Origin of the sequence: Kocuria flava (assembly GCF_001482365.1) — a bacterium.
Lineage (GTDB): Bacteria > Actinomycetota > Actinomycetes > Actinomycetales > Micrococcaceae > Kocuria > Kocuria flava.
In genome coordinates this window covers 263,777-280,830 of record NZ_CP013254.1, presented here as the reverse complement: position 1 = coordinate 280,830, position 17,054 = coordinate 263,777, and the positions used below count along the sequence as shown (strand labels likewise).

General features: G+C 74.6%; 17 protein-coding genes. 6 read left to right on the top strand and 11 right to left on the bottom strand.

What is annotated here, in order from left to right; genetic code table 11:
• Nucleotides 1-121: 121 nt before the first annotated feature.
• Genes AS188_RS01285 through AS188_RS01275 form a run of 3 tightly spaced genes read right to left on the bottom strand, consistent with a single transcriptional unit; the run spans nucleotide 122 to nucleotide 3,901 of the window.
• Nucleotides 122-1,354, bottom strand: a complete 1,233-nt coding sequence (locus AS188_RS01285) for a M20 family metallopeptidase (RefSeq protein WP_058859648.1) — start codon at nucleotides 1,352-1,354, stop codon at nucleotides 122-124.
• Nucleotides 1,351-2,643: an aminotransferase-like domain-containing protein gene (locus AS188_RS01280; RefSeq protein WP_204356385.1), complete on the bottom strand. Its 1,293-nt coding sequence runs from the start codon at nucleotides 2,641-2,643 to the stop codon at nucleotides 1,351-1,353. The genes AS188_RS01285 and AS188_RS01280 overlap by 4 nt, the downstream gene beginning before the upstream one ends.
• Before the next feature lie 7 nt (nucleotides 2,644-2,650).
• Entirely contained in the window at nucleotides 2,651-3,901 is a 1,251-nt protein-coding gene (locus AS188_RS01275) for a M24 family metallopeptidase (protein ID WP_211268308.1), read from the bottom strand.
• A gap of 117 nt (nucleotides 3,902-4,018) precedes the next feature.
• On the opposite strand from AS188_RS01275, the gene ald reads away from it, so the two are divergent.
• Nucleotides 4,019-5,113, top strand: coding sequence for an alanine dehydrogenase (gene ald, locus AS188_RS01270; RefSeq protein ID WP_058857319.1), 1,095 nt, complete (start codon nucleotides 4,019-4,021; stop codon nucleotides 5,111-5,113).
• 18 nt (nucleotides 5,114-5,131) lie between these two features.
• Here ald and AS188_RS01265 read toward each other — a convergent pair whose 3' ends face one another.
• Nucleotides 5,132-6,190: a Gfo/Idh/MocA family protein gene (locus AS188_RS01265; protein ID WP_083529132.1), complete on the bottom strand. Its 1,059-nt coding sequence runs from the start codon at nucleotides 6,188-6,190 to the stop codon at nucleotides 5,132-5,134.
• Nucleotides 6,191-6,444: 254 nt separating this feature from the next.
• On the opposite strand from AS188_RS01265, the gene AS188_RS01260 reads away from it, so the two are divergent.
• Both AS188_RS01260 and AS188_RS01255 read left to right on the top strand, forming a co-directional pair.
• Nucleotides 6,445-6,849, top strand: coding sequence for an ArsR/SmtB family transcription factor (locus AS188_RS01260; protein WP_058857318.1), 405 nt, complete (start codon nucleotides 6,445-6,447; stop codon nucleotides 6,847-6,849).
• Nucleotides 6,828-7,325 (top strand): SRPBCC family protein, encoded by a 498-nt coding sequence (locus AS188_RS01255; RefSeq protein WP_058857317.1) that lies wholly within the window; start codon nucleotides 6,828-6,830, stop codon nucleotides 7,323-7,325. The genes AS188_RS01260 and AS188_RS01255 overlap by 22 nt, the downstream gene beginning before the upstream one ends.
• On the opposite strand, the gene AS188_RS01250 is transcribed toward AS188_RS01255, so the two are convergent.
• Nucleotides 7,271-8,719, bottom strand: coding sequence for an amino acid permease (locus tag AS188_RS01250; RefSeq protein ID WP_083529130.1), 1,449 nt, complete (start codon nucleotides 8,717-8,719; stop codon nucleotides 7,271-7,273). The two genes, AS188_RS01255 and AS188_RS01250, sit on opposite strands and share 55 nt — an antisense overlap.
• A 220-nt stretch (nucleotides 8,720-8,939) precedes the next feature.
• Between AS188_RS01250 and AS188_RS01245 the strand changes: the two genes are divergently transcribed.
• Nucleotides 8,940-10,226, top strand: coding sequence for an adenylosuccinate synthase (locus AS188_RS01245; RefSeq protein ID WP_058857316.1), 1,287 nt, complete (start codon nucleotides 8,940-8,942; stop codon nucleotides 10,224-10,226).
• A gap of 28 nt (nucleotides 10,227-10,254) precedes the next feature.
• Here AS188_RS01245 and AS188_RS01240 read toward each other — a convergent pair whose 3' ends face one another.
• Both AS188_RS01240 and AS188_RS01235 read right to left on the bottom strand, forming a co-directional pair.
• Nucleotides 10,255-10,605: a DUF202 domain-containing protein gene (locus AS188_RS01240; RefSeq protein WP_058857315.1), complete on the bottom strand. Its 351-nt coding sequence runs from the start codon at nucleotides 10,603-10,605 to the stop codon at nucleotides 10,255-10,257.
• Nucleotides 10,606-10,607: 2 nt separating this feature from the next.
• Nucleotides 10,608-11,066, bottom strand: a complete 459-nt coding sequence (locus tag AS188_RS01235; RefSeq protein WP_083529127.1) for a YidH family protein — start codon at nucleotides 11,064-11,066, stop codon at nucleotides 10,608-10,610.
• A gap of 74 nt (nucleotides 11,067-11,140) precedes the next feature.
• Here AS188_RS01235 and AS188_RS01230 point away from each other — a divergent pair, with 74 nt between their 5' ends.
• Nucleotides 11,141-11,980: a carbon-nitrogen hydrolase family protein gene (locus tag AS188_RS01230; RefSeq protein WP_058857314.1), complete on the top strand. Its 840-nt coding sequence runs from the start codon at nucleotides 11,141-11,143 to the stop codon at nucleotides 11,978-11,980.
• Nucleotides 11,977-12,309 (top strand): hypothetical protein, encoded by a 333-nt coding sequence (locus AS188_RS17160; RefSeq protein ID WP_058857313.1) that lies wholly within the window; start codon nucleotides 11,977-11,979, stop codon nucleotides 12,307-12,309. Before AS188_RS01230 ends, AS188_RS17160 begins: the two co-directional genes overlap by 4 nt.
• A 12-nt stretch (nucleotides 12,310-12,321) precedes the next feature.
• Here the strand turns inward: AS188_RS17160 and AS188_RS01220 are convergent, their stop codons facing one another.
• The 4 genes from AS188_RS01220 to paaD all read right to left on the bottom strand — a co-directional run bounded on the left by AS188_RS01220 (nucleotide 12,322) and on the right by paaD (nucleotide 17,048).
• Nucleotides 12,322-14,298, bottom strand: coding sequence for a M13 family metallopeptidase (locus tag AS188_RS01220; protein WP_058859642.1), 1,977 nt, complete (start codon nucleotides 14,296-14,298; stop codon nucleotides 12,322-12,324).
• 177 nt (nucleotides 14,299-14,475) lie between these two features.
• On the bottom strand, nucleotides 14,476-15,261 hold the full coding sequence (locus tag AS188_RS01215) for an enoyl-CoA hydratase/isomerase family protein (RefSeq protein ID WP_058857312.1): 786 nt from the start codon (nucleotides 15,259-15,261) through the stop codon (nucleotides 14,476-14,478).
• Between the two features lie 81 nt (nucleotides 15,262-15,342).
• Nucleotides 15,343-16,509, bottom strand: a complete 1,167-nt coding sequence (paaE, locus tag AS188_RS01210) for a 1,2-phenylacetyl-CoA epoxidase subunit PaaE (protein WP_058857311.1) — start codon at nucleotides 16,507-16,509, stop codon at nucleotides 15,343-15,345.
• The gene (gene paaD / locus AS188_RS01205) at nucleotides 16,509-17,048 is read right to left on the bottom strand and encodes a 1,2-phenylacetyl-CoA epoxidase subunit PaaD (protein WP_058857310.1); all 540 of its coding nucleotides are present in this window, start codon (nucleotides 17,046-17,048) and stop codon (nucleotides 16,509-16,511) included. The genes paaE and paaD overlap by 1 nt, the downstream gene beginning before the upstream one ends.
• Nucleotides 17,049-17,054: the final 6 nt, after the last annotated feature.

Here is a 17,054-nt window from a genome sequence, read left to right as displayed (position 1 = left end):
GCCGCCGGCGGGCGGCCCTGCGCCGGGACGCCGCGGACCCGGAGCAGGGCGGCGGGGCCGGACGGGCGGACGGCCGCCGCGGCCCCGGGAGGGGCGCCGCGACGGCCGTCCCGGCGGGCCCTCAGGCGCCCAGCAGGCGCAGGGCGGTCAGGGCGTAGGCGCGGGCGGCGAGGACGAGCTCGTCCGTGCCCACGGACTCGTCGACCTGGTGCGCCTGGTCGTTGAGACCGCCCGGGCCCATGACGACCGTGGGCACGCCGTGGTCGCGGGCGACGAAGCCGCCGTCGCAGGCCGCGGTCCAGCCGCCGACCGAGGCCGGCCCGCCGAGCTCGGCGACGGCGCCGTGGACCGTGGTGACCAGGGGGTGGTCGACGGGGGTGCGGAAGCCGGGCATGGCCATGGTGACCTCGGCGGCCACCGTGATGCCGTCCCGGTCGATGCCGGCGGCGGCCACGGCGGCCAGCAGCTCCCGGACGATCCGGTGCGGGTCCTCCCCGGGCATCAGCCGGCGGTCCAGCCACACGCGGCAGGAGGGGGCGACCATCGAGGTGGTGCGCCCGCCCTCGATCCGGCCCACGTTCCACGACCCGGCGCCCAGCAGCGGGTCGAGGTCCTGCTGCAGGCGCGCGTGGTCGGCGCGCACGAGCTCGAGCACCCGCGCCGCGGCGTCGACGGCGTTGCGCCCGTCCGCCGGCCGCCCGGAGTGCGCCGGCACCCCGGTCACCTCGAGCTCGAGGTAGGCGTCGCCCCGGCAGGCCACGACGGTCTGCAGGTCGGTGGGCTCGGCCACCACGCAGCCGCGGAACGCCCGGCCGAGGCCGCGTCGGGTCAGGTGCCGGATGCCGGTGCCGAGGTCCTCCTCGTCCACGGTGCAGGCCAGGCGCACGGGCCCCGCGAGCGGCGCCCCGGCCCGCCGCAGGGCGGCCACGGCCACCAGCACGGCCGCCAGGCCGCCCTTCATGTCGGTGGCCCCGCGCCCGTACAGCCGGCCGTGCTCCACGACCGAGCGGAACGGCTCCCGGCTCCACCCCGGCCCGGCGGGCACCACGTCGGAGTGCCCGAGGAAGAGCAGGCCGGGGCCGTCCCCGACGGGCCCGCCCGGGGGCAGTTCCACGTCGACGTTCGGCCGCCCGGGGACGACCGGGTCCGTGCGCACGGCCAGCCCGCGGGCCCGCCCGGCCTCCGCCAGGACCTCCGCGGTGCGCTCCTCCGTCCCGCCGGGGTTCTCCCCGCCGGCGTCCACGAGGGCGCGGGTCAGGGCGACGACGTCGTCGGGCTCGATCGAGGCCAGGACGGCGCGCTCGAGCCCGCCGGGGGACCCCCGGCGGGCGGCGGAGGCGGGCGCGCCGCTCAGCGCTCCGCCTCCTCGCGCGCGATGTCCAGGGCGCGGGCCAGGCGCTGCAGGCCCACCTCGGTGCGCTCCGGGGTGGTCGAGGCGAAGCAGAGGCGGAAGGCGTCCTCGAACCGGCCCGAGGGCGAGAGCGCCGGGCCGGGGATGAAGGCCACGCCCTCGGCGAGGGCGATCTCGAACAGGCGCGAGGTCCGGACGCGGGCGTCCTCGCCCTGCAGGGTGACCCAGAGGAAGAACCCGCCCTCGGGGTCGGTCGTGCGCACGCGCGAGCCCAGGTGCCGGGCGATCGAGGCGTCCATGGCCTCCTTGCGCCGGCGGTACTCCGCACGCAGGCCGGCCAGGTGCTCGTCGTAGCCGCCCTGGCGCACGAAGCGCTCCACGATGTGCTGGGCGGGCACGTTCGTGCACGTGTCCATGGTCTGCTTGCCCGCGATGAGCAGCTTGCGCAGCCGCGGGTCCGCGTCCACCCAGCCCACGCGCAGGCCCGGGGCCAGCACCTTGGAGAACGTGCGCACCGAGAAGACCAGCGGGTCGTCCGGGCTGATCGCGCGGAAGCCGGGGACCTCGGCGCCGGCGAAGCGCAGCCCGCCGTAGGGGTCGTCGTCGAGGATGATCGAGCCCCACCGGTGGGCCAGGTCGAGCAGGCGCCGCCGGCGGTCCTCGCTGAGGGTGGTGCCGGAGGGGTTCTGGAAGTTCGGGATCGTGTAGATCACCCGCGGCGTCCGGCCGGCCTCGGCCACGAGGGTCTCGAGCGCGTCCACGTCCATCCCGTCCCGGTCCATCGGGACCTCCAGGATGTCGGCGCCGTAGCCCAGGGCCGTGCCGGAGCCGTTGGTGTAGGTGGGGCTCTCGACCGCCACGAGGTCTCCCGGGTCCACGAAGAGCTTGAACGCCAGGTCCAGGCCCTGCATGCCGCCGGAGGTGATGACCAGGCGCTCGGCGCGGGTGGGCTCGGGCGTGGTGGAGTGGTGGTCCACGACCGTCTCGATGAGGCCGGGCTCGCCCTCGGTCGCTCCGTAGGTGAAGGAGGAGCTGTCGAGGACCTCCGCCGCGATCCGGCGGAACTCCTCGGTGGGCACCGTCTCGGCGGCCGGGGCGCCCATGGCGAAGCGCACGACGTCGTGGCTCTGGGCCGCGAGCAGGGACGTGGAGGAGTCGATGACCGAGCCGATGAGCCCGTCGGCCCGGCGGGCCAGCGGCAGCAGGCCCTGGGCGGGGTCCCCGGAGAGGCCCCGGGTGGGCTTGACGGCGAGGTCGTCGACCGTGGTCAGGCGGGCGGTGGTGATCGTCATGGGGATCTCACTTCCTGATGAGGGCTCGGGGGAACGAGGTGAAGGTCTCCACGCCGGTGCGCGTGACGCGCACCGACTCCGAGACCTCGTAGCCGTACCCGGTCATCCACATGCCGCAGATGATGTGGAAGGTCATGTTCTCGGCGAGCACGGACTCGTCCTCGCTGCGGATGCTGATGGTGCGCTCGCCCCAGTCGGGCGGGTAGCCGATGCCGATGGAGTAGCCGAGCCGGCTGTGCTTCTCGAGCCCGTGCCCGGCGAGCGCCCAGTTCCACGCGCTCGCGAGCTCCCGGACCGGCACCCCCTCCGCCATGGTGTCGAGCACGCTCTGCAGCCCCTCGGCCACGGCCGCCTCGAGGCGCAGCAGCTCGTCGGAGGGCGGGCCCAGCATCACGGTGCGCGCGAGCGGCACGTGGTAGCGGCGGTGGGCCCCGGCCAGCTCCACGACCACGGCGTCGCCGGGCTGCAGGACCCGGTCGGACCACGTCAGGTGCGGGGTGTCGGCGGAGGCCCCGGTGGGCAGCATCGGGACGATGGCCGGGAAGTCCCCCCAGGCGCCGTCGACGCCCTCGGCCTGCGCGCGGGCGATCTGGGCGGCGACCCGGTTCTGGGGCGCTCCCGGCTCGACGGCGTCGATGGCCGCCTGCATGGCGGCGGCGGTGACCCGTCCGGCGGTGCGCAGGTACTGGATCTCGGCCTCCGACTTCACGGCCCGCACCCAGTTCACCAGCTCGAAGGCGTCGACGAGCGTCCACTCCGGCAGGGCGTTGACCAGCGCGCGGTAGCCCTTGGGGGAGAAGAAGTGCGCGTCCATCTCCAGGCCCACGCACCCCTTGGCGGCCGGGGCGATCCGGCCGCGCCGGCGCAGGTCGAAGGCCACCCAGTCGAAGGGGTGCAGGTGGGGGCGGTGGACGTAGCGCTCGGGGTAGCCGATGAGCTGCTCCTGCGGCAGCCAGCTCGTGCGGAAGGCGCCGTTGGCGTCCATCTCGCGCAGGTACAGGAGCATCTCGCCCTCGAGCGGGACGAAGAGCATCTGCGGGGTGTAGAAGGACCAGGCGTCGTAGCCGGTCAGGTAGAAGAGGTTCGCGGGGTCGGTGACCACCAGGGCGCTCAGGCCCTGGTACGCCATCCGCCGGCGCACGGCCTCCAGGCGCCGGTCGTACTCCGCCGGGGAGAACAGCGCCGGGCGCACGTCGGGGTCCGCGGGGCGGGCGCCGGCCGGGTCCGCCGGCTCGGCGGGCAGGTACGAAGTGGCCATGACCCATGATGGGAACGCCCATTGCAGATTGTCAACAATCCGGCGGGGGCGTAGGCTGAGCGGCACCGCTGCGCCCGGTGACGGCGCCGCGGCCGCGACCGGAGGAGGGCGGGAGCCATGCGCATCGGGGTGCCCCGGGAGATCAAGCCGGCCGAGCGGCGGGTGGGGCTCGTCCCCGCCGGCGTCACCCGGCTCGTGCAGGAGGGCCACGAGGTCCTCGTGGAGTCGGGCGCGGGGGAGGGCTCGGGCTTCGACGACGACGCCTACGCCGCCGCCGGGGCCCGGCCGGCCACCCAGCAGGAGGTCTGGGAGCAGGCGGAGCTGCTGGTCAAGGTCAAGGAGCCGGTCGCGGCCGAGCACGGCTTCCTCCGCCCCGACCTCACCCTCTTCGCCTACCTGCACCTGGCCGCCGACCGGCCCCTCACCGAGGCGCTCGTGGCCGCCGGGACCCGGGCCGTGGCCTTCGAGACCGTCCGCGCCGGACGCACCCTGCCGCTGCTGCAGCCGATGTCCGAGATCGCCGGCCGGCTCGCCGCCCAGGCCGCCGCCCACCACCTGCAGTCCAACGCCGGCGGACCGGGGATCCTCATGGGCGGGGTCCCCGGGGTGGCGGCGGCCCGGGTCGTGGTGATCGGCGGCGGCGCCGTGGGCACCCAGGCGGCGCTCGCGGCCTCCGGGCTGATGGCCGACGTCACCGTGCTGGACGCCTCCGGGGTGCGGGTGCGGGAGCTGACCGACCTGATGGGCCACCGCGCCCGCGTGCTGATGAGCGACGAGCACGTGCTCGCCGAGGAGATCGCCGGGGCCGACGTCGTGATCGGCGCGGTGCTGGTCCCCGGCGCGGCCGCGCCCAAGCTCGTGCGCCGGGAGCACCTGCCGACCCTGCACGAGCACGCGCTGCTCGTCGACGTCGCCATCGACCAGGGCGGGTGCTTCGAGACCTCCCACGCCACGACCTGGGACGAGCCCACGTTCGAGGTCGACGGCATCACCCACTACTGCGTGGCCAACATGCCCGGCGCCGTGCCGCGCACAGCGACCCGCGCCCTGGCCCACGCCACGACCCCGTACGTGGTGCGCCTGGCCCGCGGTCCCGAACGGGCCCTGGCCGAGGACCCCGAGTTCGCCGCCGGGCTCAACGTCGAGGCCGGGCGGATCCGCCACGCGGGGGTCGCGGCCGCGTTCCCGGACCTGCCCGCGCAGGCGGACTGAGGCCGGGGCCCGCCCGGCTCAGTCCCCGGCCGGGTGCTGCGCGGTGCCCGTGCGGGCGCTGCGCCGGGCGGCGTCGAGGACCGCGGCGACCGCGACGGCCTCGCGCGGGTCCACCGGCACCGTCCCGCCGTCGGTGAGCCAGCGGGTCACGGCCCGGTAGAAGTCCGCGGGTCCGCCCGCGGCGGTGGGCACGGGCTCGGCCTCGGCGCCGCGGACCAGCCACCCGGCCATGCCCTCGCCCGGGTCCAGGACGTCGAAGGGGCCCGGGGCGTCGTCGTGGCCGGGGACCAGGAACGCCCCGGCCGAGCCGAGCACCCGGGTGCGCGGTCCCGGGGCGCCGACCAGGCTGCCGGCCGTGAGGTGGCTGAGCACGCCCCCGGCGTGCTCCAGGGCCAGGAAGACGTCGTCCTCGGTCGGGGTGGTCAGCGCCCGCAGCTCGGCGCGCACCGCGGTGACGGGCCCGAACAGCCGCAGCGCGGCGTCGACCAGGTGCGGGCCGAGGTCCAGCAGCAGCCCGCCCTCGCCCACGGCGTTCTCCCGCCACCGGTCCTTGGGCACCGGGCGCCACCGCTCCCAGCGCCGCTCGAAGCGGTGGACCGTGCCCAGGCGCCCCTCGGCCAGCACCTGCTCCAGGGTCAGCTGCTCGGCGTCCCAGCGCCGGTTGTGGAAGACGGTCAGCGGCGTCCCGGTCTCCTCGGCCCGCCGCACGAGGGCCGCCGCCCCGTCCCGGTCCAGGGCCATCGGCTTGTCGACGACCACCGGGACCCCCGCCTCGAGCCCCGCCAGGGCGTGCTCGACGTGCCGGCCGCTGGGGGAGGCCACGACGAGCAGGTCCGGCCGGGACCGCTCGAGCAGGGCGGTCAGGTCCGGGTGCGCCCGCACTCCCGGCCAGTCGGCCTCGGCGGCGGCGCGGCGGCCCGGGTCGGCGGTGACGACGTCGCCGACCCGCCACCCCGCCCGGCGCAGCAGCGGGGCGTGGAAGTCCCGCCCGGCCATCCCGTAGCCGACGATCCCGGCGCGCAGCACCCGGTGGTCCGGATCCTGTGCGGTGTGCGCTGCTGCGGCGTCCGTGTGCATCCCGCCACGCTAGCGGACCGGGCCCGCCCGGCGGGACGGCCCCGCCGGGCCGGCCGCGGGCGAGCACGCCCACCCCGCCGGCCTTCCGGTCGGCGAGGGCCGGCCGGCGGCGCAGCACCGGGTCGAGCCCGGACCCGGCCTCGACGTCGTGCGGGACGTGGACCAGCGGGGTGGCCGTGGCCACGGGCGGCGCCCTTCCCGTGGCGCGGCGGGCGGCGTAGCGTTGTTCTCAACATCTCAGTTGATCAACCGGGATGTTGAGAAGCAGGAAGGGCGAGGCCGCCGTGGACGAGGAGCAGCTGGACCGGGCCTTCCTGGCGCTCGCCGACCCGGTCCGCCGCCGCCTCGTCGCCCGCCTCAGCAGGGGGCCGGCCACGGTGACCGAGCTGGCGGAACCCTTCGAGATCTCCGTCCAGGCGATCTCGAGGCACGTCCGGGTGCTCGAGCGGGCCGGGCTCGTCACGCGCAGCCGGAACGCCCAGCGCCGGCCCGTCCACCTGGAGCCCGCACGGCTGGAGGCGCTCACCGCCTGGATCGACCGGTACCGGACGGTCCGCGAGGAGCAGTTCCGCCGCCTCGACGCCGTGCTCGAGACCCGCGCCGCGCCCCGCGGCGCCGCCGAGAAGGACCGATCACCATGGGACACCCCCTCGAGCTGAGCATCCCGGACGGGCTGCCGTACATCGACTTCGCCCGCGAGTTCGACCACCCCGTCGCGGAGGTCTTCCGCGCCCACGCCGACCCCGAGCTCTACGCCCGGTGGATCGGCCCGCGCGGGCTGCGGACCCGCATCGAGCAGCACGACTGCCGCACCGGGGGCGCGTGGGCCTTCGCCCAGACCCCCGAGGAGGGCGGGGAGGAGTACGGCTTCCGCGGGACCTTCCACACCGTGCGCCGCGACGAGCTCATCGTCCAGACCTTCGAGTACCTGGGTGCACCGGACGCGGTCGACCTCGAGTTCCTGCGCTTCGAGGACCTCGGCGACGGCCGCTGCCGGCTGGCCGGTCACACCGTCCACGCCTCCGTCGCCGCCCGCGACGCCATGGCCGCCTCCGGGATGGAGGACGGCATGACCCAGGGCTACGAGCGGCTGGACGAGCTGCTCGCCGAGCTGGCCGGCGGGCAGGGCGGCTGAGCGGCAGCCCGCCCCCGGCCGAGGGTGCGGGCCAGCAGGGCGATCAGCGCCACCAGCCCGGCGGTCAGGAGCAGCTGCACCCGCACGGCGTCGTCGAGCAGGCCGAGCAGCACGATCCCGGCCAGCAGGGCCAGCGCGAACCAGGACAGCCACGGGAACGCCCACATCCGCAGGGGCAGCACGGTCCCGGCGCGGTCCGCGCGGCGGCGCAGCACGATCTGGGAGACGAGCGCGAGGCCCCAGACCACGAGGCAGGTCGCGCCCACGGTGTTGAGCATCCACAGCAGCACGGTCTCGGGCCACAGGTAGTTGAGCACCACGGCGGCGAAGCCGAAGACCACGGAGACCACCACCGCGGTGCGGGGCACGCCCCGGTCGCTGAGGTCCGCGAACGCGCGCGGGGCGGAGCCGCGGCGGGCGAGCGAGTACAGCATCCGCGAGGAGCCGTAGATGTTGGCGTTGAGCGCCGAGAGCAGCGCCAGGATGATGATCACGGCCATGACCACGTCGGCCCCGGGCACGCCGGCGGCCTCCAGGACGGCGACGAACGGGCTGACCGAGAGCTGCTCGTCGTTCCACGGCAGCACGAGGACCATGACGGTCACCGCCCCGACGTAGAAGACGAGGATGCGCACGAGGATCGTGCGGATCGCCCGCGCCACGTTGTGCTGCGGGTCCTCGGTCTCGGCCGCGGCGATGGTCACGAGCTCCGTGCCGCCGAAGGCGAAGATCACCACGAGCAGCGCCGCCGCGACCCCGGTCAGGCCGGTGGGCAGGAAGCCGCCGTGCGCGGTGAGGTTGCGCAGCCCCGGGGAGGGGACCTCGAGCAGGCCCAGCAGCAGCGCCACCCCGACCGCGAGGAACACCAGCACGGCCAGGACCTTCATGAGCGCGAACCAGAACTCCGTCTCGCCCAGCGTGCGCACCTTCACGAGGTTGATCACCGTGAACACGACCATGAACACGAGGGCGAGCACCCACTGCTCGGTCACCGGCCACAGCTCCGTGAGCAGCTGGGCGGCGGCCGTGGCCTCCGCGGCGACGACCACCACGATCTGCGCCCACCACAGCCAGCCCAGGGTCCGCCCCACCGTGCGGCCCATGGCGTTCTCGGCCCAGGTCGAGAAGGCGCCGGGGGACGGGTCGGCGGCGGCCATCTCGCCGAGGGCGCGCATCACGAGCACGAGCAGCACGCAGGCCACGAGGAAGGACAGCAGCACGGCGGGCCCGGCGGTGCGCACCGCGGCCCCGGAGCCGATGAACAGCCCCGTGCCGATCGCGCTGCCCAGGGCCATCATCACGAGGTGGCGGGCCTTCAGCCGGGCCCCCGGTGCGGCAGGGGCCGCGCCGGGGGCCTCCGGGCCGGGTGCGGTCCACGAGGAGGGGGAGCTCATGGGCACCGAGGGTAGCCCACCGGCGGCGTCGCGGTCCCTGGCCCCGACGGACCGGTAGACTTGCCCGGTAAGAGCCCCTGGACCTCCTCCCGCCGCCGTGGCACCCGATCGACCGGGCGGGCGGGACCGGACGGACCCGGGGCGTTGTCGTGTCCGGCCGGTGCACGCCGCCGGGCGCCGCGGGCGCCGTCCCGCACCAGCCAGGCAGGAGAGACGTTCGATGCCAGCAATCGTGATCGTCGGCGCCCAGTGGGGCGACGAGGGCAAGGGCAAGGCCACCGACCTGCTGGGGGGCCGCGTGGACTACGTGGTCAAGCCCAACGGCGGCAACAACGCCGGGCACACCGTGGTGGTGGGCGGGGACAAGTTCGAGCTCAAGCTCCTGCCCGCCGGGATCCTCAGCCCCAACGCCGTGCCCGTGATCGGCAACGGCGTGGTGGTCAACCCCCAGGCCCTGTTCGAGGAGATCGACGGCCTCGAGGCGCGCGGGGCGGACACCTCCCGGCTGCGGATCTCCGCCAACGCCCACCTCGTGGCCCCCTACCACCAGACGATGGACCAGGTCTCGGAGCGCTTCCTCGGCAAGCGCGCGATCGGCACGACCGGCCGCGGCATCGGCCCCACCTACATGGACAAGGTCGGCCGACTCGGCATCCGGGTCCAGGACGTGCTCGACGAGTCGATCCTGCGGCAGAAGATCGAGGGTGCGCTGCGGCAGAAGAACGAGCTGCTCGTGAAGCTCTACAACCGCCGGGCCATCGAGGTCGAGGAGGTCGTGGAGTACTTCCTGGCCTACGCCGAGCGGCTGGCCCCGATGATCGTGGACTCCACCCTGCTGCTCAACCGGGCCCTGGACGAGGACAAGGTGGTGCTCATGGAGGGCGGGCAGGCGACCTTCCTGGACGTCGACCACGGCACCTACCCGTTCGTGACCTCCTCCAACCCGACCGCCGGCGGCGCCTCCGTGGGCTCGGGCATCGGCCCCACCCGCATCACCCGCTCGATCGGGATCATCAAGGCCTACACGACCCGCGTGGGCGCCGGCCCGTTCCCCACCGAGCTCTTCGACGCGATGGGCGAGCAGCTGCGCACGACCGGCGGGGAGTTCGGGGTCAACACCGGCCGGCCCCGCCGCACCGGCTGGTACGACGCCGTGATGGCCCGCCACGCCTCCCGCATCAACGGCTTCACGGACTACTTCCTGACCAAGCTCGACGTCCTCACCGGCATCGAGCGCATTCCGGTCTGCGTGGCCTACGACGTCGACGGCGTGCGGCACGACGAGATGCCGATGACCCAGACCGAGTTCCACCACGCGAAGCCGGTCCTCGAGCACTTCGACGGCTGGGACGAGGACATCACCGGCTGCCGCACCCTCGAGGACCTGCCCGCCAACGCCCGCGCCTACGTGGAGGCGCTCGAGGCCATGAGCGGGACCCGGATGTCGGCCATCGGCGTGGGCCCGGACCGGGACGCCACCATCGTGGTCCGCGACCTCATCGACTGAGGCCCCGCGCCGGGCCGGCCGGGCGGGGTCAGACCAGCACGAGCACGACCCAGATCCCCAGCGAGGCGAGGGCGAGCACCGCCACGGAGGTCGCCAGCACCGCGGTGACCTCCGGCTCGGCCCGCTCCCGGGCGATGCCCCGGGCCCCGCGCGCGTAGCGGGGCCGCTGGGTGAGGTAGATGGTCCCGGCGCTCAGGCACGCGAGGGCGAAGAGCACGAGCACGAACGGCCCGTGGTGGGGGAGCCAGCGCAGGAACACCGCCGCGACCACCACGAGGGACATCAGGGTGCGCCCCCAGGCCATCGTGGTGCGCTCGGGCTGCAGCCCGGGGTCGCGGTGCGGCCGGGCCGGGAGCCGCCCGCGGCGTGCGGCGGCCACGGTCAGGCCTGCAGGACGACGACGACGAGCACCCCCGCCGCGACCGCCCCGCCCACGGCCAGCAGCGGCGCGATGAGGGGCAGCGGCAGCGGCGCCTGCCGGCGCATGCTGCGCTCGACGCCGATCCAGCGGAACGTCGCCCCCGCGCTGACGAGCATGCTCAGCAACAGCAGGACCACGGCGAGGAACGTGCGGACCGGCTCGTCGAAGAGCTCGCCGGTGAACGCCTCGATCGCGATGCCGCCGGCGAGGAAGGCCAGCGACGTGCGGATCCACGCGAGGAAGGTCCGCTCGTTGGCCAGCGTGAACCGCGGGTCCGGGTCCTCCCCGCCGCCCAGCACGCGCTCGGTGAGCCGTCCCCGCCACGGGGGCTCGTGCGGTTCCTGCGTCGTCGTCCCGTCCACGTCCTGTGCGCCCTCCTCGGTGCCGTGGCCGCGGGGGGAGCGCGGCAGCGGCACCATCCTGTCACGCGGGGACCGGCGGCGGGGCCGGGGCTACAGTGGGAGCCCCACCCGCGCCCGCCGAGGAGGACCCCGTGAAGATCGCCGTCGGACAGTTCGCGCCCACCGCGGACACGGCCCGCAACCTGGAGACGATGGCCCGCCAGGCCGAGGAGGCCGCCGCCGCCGGGGCGGGGCTGATCGTCTTCCCCGAGGAGGCGATGCTCGCCGAGCGGCTGATCGGCGAGGACTTCGCCGTGCGGGTCCTGGAGGGCTGGTCGGGGTTCGTCCAGCAGCTGTCCTTCCTGGCCGCGCGCACGCGCATCGCGGTGCTCGCCGGCGGCTACGAGACCTCCGCGGACGGGCGGCCCTACAACACGCTCGTGACCGTGGGCGCCGACGGCGCGATCCTGGGCACCTACCGCAAGCTCCACCTCTACGACGCGTTCAGCCACCGGGAGTCCGACCGCATCCGCCCCGGGGACAGGGGCGTGACCGTCGTGCCGGTGGGCGAGCTGCGGGTCGGGATGATCACCTGCTACGACCTGCGCTTCCCGGAGGTCTGCCGGGCGGTCGTCGACGCCGGGGCCGAGGTGCTCGCCGTGCCCGCCGCCTGGTTCGCCGGGGAGCACAAGGTCGACCACTGGCAGGCGCTGCTGAAGGCGCGGGCGATCGAGAACACCGTGTGGGTCGTCGCCGCCGACACCTGCTCGGAGCACACGATCGGGCGCTCGGCGGTGCTCGACCCGCTCGGGGTCGTCGTGGCCGAGGCGGGGGAGGAGGAGACCGTGCTGTGCGCCGAGGTCGACCGGGCCCGCATCGACGAGGTGCGGGAGGTCGTGCCCGTGCTCGCCAACCGCCGCTTCGCGCCCAACGCGGCCATCAGCGACCCCGCCGGGGAGGTCCCGGCCGCCGGGACGGAGGAGCGGTCGTGAGCACCCCGTCCGGACCCGGCGGGGAGCCGGTGCCCCCGCAGCAGCCCCCGCCGTGGGGCCCGGTGCCGCCGTGGCTGAGCCCGCAGGCGCTCGAGGGCCGCTCCCGCGCGGAGACCGCGCTCGTGCTCGGGATCCTCAGCGTGGTCGTGCTGCCGCTGCTGGGGCCCTTCGCGGTGTGGCAGGCCGGGGAGGCCGAGAAGCTGGGCGTGCCCGCCACCGCCGGGCGGGTGCTCGGCTGGGTCGGCACGGCCCTGCTCGTCGTCGGGGCGGTGCTCTTCGCCCTGTGGGCCGCCGTGGCCGTCTACCTCGTCACCTCGAACGGGGGCTGAGCCCCCGGGTGCTCACCAGATGCGCACGCGCTCGGCCTCGGGCAGCCACAGCTCGTCCGCGTCCGTGAGCCCGAAGGCCTCGTAGAAGGCCGGGACGTTGCGCAGCGTCTGGTTGGCCCGGAACTCGTTGGGGGAGTGCGGGTCCGTGGCGATGCGCTGGCGCAGGGCCTCGTCGCGGGACTTCTGCTGCCACACGTAGGCCCAGGACAGGAAGAGCCGCTGGGCCGGGGTGTAGCCGTCGACCAGCTCGCCCGCCCCGAAGGCGCTGTCCCGGGAGAGCTCCCACGCCCGGTGGGCGATCGACAGCCCGCCGAGGTCGCCGATGTTCTCGCCCAGGGTCAGCTCCCCGTTGACCGACGGGCCGTCGTCCCCGAACTGGGCGGGGACGAGGTCGTCGAACTGGCGCACGAGCGCCGCGGTGCGCTCCTCGAAGGCGCGGCGGTCCTCGTCCGACCACCAGTTGCGCAGCCGGCCGTCGCCGTCGCAGGTCGAGCCCTTGTCGTCGAAGCCGTGGCCGATCTCGTGGCCGATCACCGCGCCGATCGCCCCGTAGTTCACGGCGTCGTCGGCGTGCTCGTCGAAGAACGGCGGCTGCAGGATCGCCGCCGGGAAGACGATCTCGTTGCGCAGCGGGTGGTAGTAGGCGTTGACCGTCTGCGGGGTCATCAGCCACTCGTGCCTCTCCACCGGGTTGCCGGCCTTGCGCACGAGCTCCGCGAGCCGGAACGCGCGGGTGCGCACGAGGTTGCCCACGAGGTCGTCGGGACGGATCTCCAGGGCGGAGTAGTCCTTCCACTTCTCGGGGTAGCCGATCTTCGGGGTGAACTGCGAGAGCTTCTTCAGCGCCTCCTGCCGGGTCGGCTCCGTCATCCAGTCCAGCTCCGTGATGGAGATCCGGTAGGCCTCCAGCAGGTTCGCGACCAGCTCGTCCATCCGCTCCTTCGCGGTGGGGGAGAAGTGCGCGGCGACGTAGAGCTCGCCCACCGCCTCGCCCAGCACGCCGTTGACGAGCTCCACGCCGCGCTTCCACCGGTCCTTCAGGCGGGGCGTGCCGGAGAGGACGGTGCCGTAGAACGCGAAGTCGGCCTCGACGAACTCCGCGGACAGCCACGGCGCCCGGGCCGAGACGAGGTGCCAGCGGGCCCAGGCGCGCCAGGCGTCCAGCAGCTGCTCGTCCAGCAGCTCCTCCACGCCGGTGAAGAAGGTGGGCTGGGCGTTGACGACGGTCGCCAGCGCGGACACGGGCAGCTCGGCGCCCTCGGCCAGCAGCGCCCAGTCCAGCGCCGTCGTCGTGCCCGCGAGCTCCTCGAAGGCCATGGGGTTGTACATCTTCGTCAGGTCCCGCACGGTGACCTTGTCCCAGTGGTGGGCGGCGATGCGGGTCTCGAGGTCCACGACCGCCCGGGCCTGCTCCCCGGCGTCCTCGACCCCGGCCAGGGCGAGCATCTGCTCCACGTGGGCGAGGTACTCCGCGCGCACGGGCGCGTGCTGGTCGTCCCGGTAGTACTCCTCGTCCGGCAGGCCCAGCCCGGACTGGCCGACGAAGGCCAGGTAGCGCTCCGGGTCGCCCGGGTCGGAGTCGACGTCGATCTCGACCAGCCCGCCGATCCCGCGGCGGATCATCCGGCCCAGGTGGCGCACGAGGCCCGGGACGTCGGTGACGGCGTCGACCTCGGCGAGGTCCGCGGCCAGCGGCTCGGCGCCGAGGGCCTCGATGCGCTCCTCGTCCATGAAGGACGCGTAGAGGTTCGCGATCTTCGACTCGACCTCCTGCGGGTCCCCGGCGCGGGCGGTCGTGATCAGCTCGCGCACCGCGGCCTCGGCCTGGTCGCGCAGCTCGATGAAGGCCCCCACCGAGGGCTTGTCGTCGGGGATCTCGGTGCGGGCCAGCCACGCGCCGTTGACGTGGCGGTAGAGGTCGTCCTGCGGCCGCACGGAGCGGTCGAAGCCCGAGAGGTCGAACACCGAGGAGGTCGCCGTATCAGTCATGTCCCCACGGTAGCGGCCGCGGCGGCGCACCGGCGGCCGTGTTCCCCGACCGCGTAACGCCGCCCCGGCCCCTCCTCGCCCGCCCTCTCCTTCTGCGAGATCCCACGGCAACGCCGAGTCCCCACCGCAGCGGCGTGGCTGCGGTGGGGACTCGGCGTTGCCGTGGGATCTCGCGGGTCAGTGCGCGGCGGGGCGGGCACCCGTGAACTGCGGCTTGCGCTTCTGCTGGAACGCCGCGAAGCCCTCGGCGTAGTCCGCGCTGCGGCACAGCTCGCCCTGCACCCGGTTCTCGTTCTCCACCGACTCCCACAGCCCGATCCGCTCGTCGCGGATCTGGGCGACGAGCTCGCGGGAGGCGAGGAACGCTCCGGTCGCGCCCTCGGCCACGGCGGCGGCCCGGGCCCGGGTGAACTCGAGCAGCTCCTCGGCGGGCACGGCGCGGCTGAACAGGCCGGAGCGCACGGCCTCGGCCCCGCTCATCAGCTCCGCGGTGTAGATCAGGTCGAGCGTGCGGTGGGCGCCGAGCCGCTCGGTGAACAGGGCGTGGCCGCCGGAGTCGAGGGTCGCCCCGAGGTTGGCGAAGGGGGAGCCGATCTTGGCGTTCTCCGCCACGTAGACCACGTCGGTGGCGATGGCCAGGCCCAGGCCCACGCCGAGGCACGCGCCCTGCACGGCGGCGAAGGTCGGGGCCGGGAAGCGGCTCATGGTGCGCAGCAGCGGGGTGACCCTGCCGGCGAGGTAGCCGTAGGCGTCGTCGGTGGCGGGCTCGACCCCGGAGATGTCCCGGCCGGCGCAGAAGCCGCGGCCCTCGCCGCGCAGCACCAGGGCGCGCACCCCGGCGCGCTCGGCCTCGGCGTAGGCCTCGCCCAGCTCGGCGAGGGCGGTCTCGTCCAGGGCGTTCATCTTCTGCGGCGCGTTCAGCACCACCTCCGCCACGGCGCCGTCGATGGTCAGGTCGATCACTGGGTCTCCTCGGGGTTCTCGGGGCGGTCGGGCAGGACGGGAGCCCGGTGCCGGGGACGGCACCGGGCTCCCGGGGCGGGCTCAGGCGTCGAAGTCGACCACGAGCTCGTCGGTGGTGGGGCGGGTCTGGCAGGTCAGCACGTAGCCGGCGTCGACCTCGTCCTTCTCCAGGGCGTAGTTCTCCTCCATCTCGAACTCCCCGGAGACGACCTTGGCGCGGCAGGTGCCGCACACCCCGCCGGCGCAGGCGAACGGGACGTCGGGGCGCACGCGCAGGGCGGCGTTGAGGACGGTCTCGTGGGCGCTCTTCGGGGACTCGATCCGGCTGGAGAGCCCGTCGAGGGTGAACTCGATCCCGTAGTTCTCCCCGGACGGGTCGGCCTCGACCACGCGGCCCTGCTGGCCCTGCGGGTTCTCGGGGCGGCCGGTGGTGAACAGCTCGAAGCGGATGCTCTCCTCGGGCACGCCGCGGGCGGCGAGGGTGTCGCGGCACAGCTGGACGAGCTCGAAGGGCCCGCACAGGAACCACTCGTCGGTGCGGTCGACCTGGACGACCTCGTCGAGGATCTCGTTGAGCTTGTCGGCGTCGATCCGCCCCGACATCAGGGGGCTGATCCGCTGCTCGCGGGAGAGCACGTGGTGGACGGCCAGGCGGGAGGGGTACTTGTCCTTGAGGTCCCCGAGCTCCTCGGCGAACATCACGTCCATCGCCGAGCGGTTGGCGTAGACGAGGTCGAAGGTCGAGGTCTCCGAGGCGCGCAGCACGGCCTTGGCGATGGCCATGATCGGGGTGATCCCGGAGCCGGCGGCGAAGGCGACCAGGTGCACGCTGCTGTTCTTCGCGACCTCCTCCGCGGCGAGCTTCTCGGGGTCGTTCAGCGAGGTCAGCCGCAGCTTCGAGGTGAACGCGCCCTGGGGGTTCATCACGTCGAGGCGGTCGCCCGCCTTGAGCTGCTCGTTGGCCCAGGTGGAGAAGACCCCGCCGATGTCCTTCTTGATCGCCACGCGGATCTCGCCGGGGCGCGGCTCGGCGCAGATCGAGTAGGAGCGGCGGACCTCGTGGCCGCCGATCTCGGCGCGCAGGGCCACGTACTGACCGGGCAGGTAGTCGTAGTCCTCGACCAGCTCCGGCGGCACGGCGAAGGCGACCTCGACCGAGTCCGCGGTGAGCCGGCGGACCTGCGAGACCTCGAGGGAGTTGAAGGAGGCGCGGCGCTTGGCCGGGGCCTGGGCGGTGGAGTCGGTCATCAGTGCACCTTGAAGTAGTCGAAGGGTTCGAGGCACTCGTTGCAGACGTGGAGCGCCTTGCACGCGGTGGACCCGAAGCGGGTCATCTCGCGGGTGTTCAGGGAGTGGCAGCGGGGGCACTTCACGGCCAGGCCGAGCCGGACGGGCCCGGCCGCCGCGCGCCCTGTGGGCGGGGCGATGCCGTACTCCTCGAGCTTGGCCCGCCCCTCCGGGGTCATCCAGTCGGTGGTCCAGGCGGGCTGCAGGACGAGGTCCACGCGCACGTCCGCCCAGCCGGCGGCGTGCAGGGCCCGCTCGAGGTCCTCGGTGATGGTCCCCATCGCCGGGCACCCCGAGTACGTCGGGGTGATGACGACGACGGCCCGGCCGTCCTCGACCCGGGCGTCGCGGAGGATGCCGAGGTCGGCGACGGAGAGCACGGGGATCTCGGGGTCGTTCACCGTGGTGGCGACGTCCCACACCCGGGCCGCCGCGGGGTCGGCCGGGCGCACCGCCAGACCGGCCGGGGGGGCCTCGGCGCCGTGGTCGTGCGGGGTCATGGGAGG

Coding starts and splice junctions, on each gene's coding strand:
- AS188_RS01280 (WP_204356385.1), bottom strand. CDS start 2,643: ATGACGATCACCACCGCCCGCCTGACCACGGTCGACGACCTCGCCGTC.
- AS188_RS01275 (WP_211268308.1), bottom strand. CDS start 3,901: ATGGCCACTTCGTACCTGCCCGCCGAGCCGGCGGACCCGGCCGGCGCC.
- ald (WP_058857319.1), top strand. CDS start 4,019: ATGCGCATCGGGGTGCCCCGGGAGATCAAGCCGGCCGAGCGGCGGGTG.
- AS188_RS01265 (WP_083529132.1), bottom strand. CDS start 6,190: ATGCACACGGACGCCGCAGCAGCGCACACCGCACAGGATCCGGACCAC.
- AS188_RS01260 (WP_058857318.1), top strand. CDS start 6,445: ATGTTGAGAAGCAGGAAGGGCGAGGCCGCCGTGGACGAGGAGCAGCTG.
- AS188_RS01255 (WP_058857317.1), top strand. CDS start 6,828: ATGGGACACCCCCTCGAGCTGAGCATCCCGGACGGGCTGCCGTACATC.
- AS188_RS01250 (WP_083529130.1), bottom strand. CDS start 8,719: ATGAGCTCCCCCTCCTCGTGGACCGCACCCGGCCCGGAGGCCCCCGGC.
- AS188_RS01245 (WP_058857316.1), top strand. CDS start 8,940: ATGCCAGCAATCGTGATCGTCGGCGCCCAGTGGGGCGACGAGGGCAAG.
- AS188_RS01235 (WP_083529127.1), bottom strand. CDS start 11,066: ATGGTGCCGCTGCCGCGCTCCCCCCGCGGCCACGGCACCGAGGAGGGC.
- AS188_RS01220 (WP_058859642.1), bottom strand. CDS start 14,298: ATGACTGATACGGCGACCTCCTCGGTGTTCGACCTCTCGGGCTTCGAC.
- paaE (WP_058857311.1), bottom strand. CDS start 16,509: ATGACCGACTCCACCGCCCAGGCCCCGGCCAAGCGCCGCGCCTCCTTC.
- paaD (WP_058857310.1), bottom strand. CDS start 17,048: ATGACCCCGCACGACCACGGCGCCGAGGCCCCCCCGGCCGGTCTGGCG.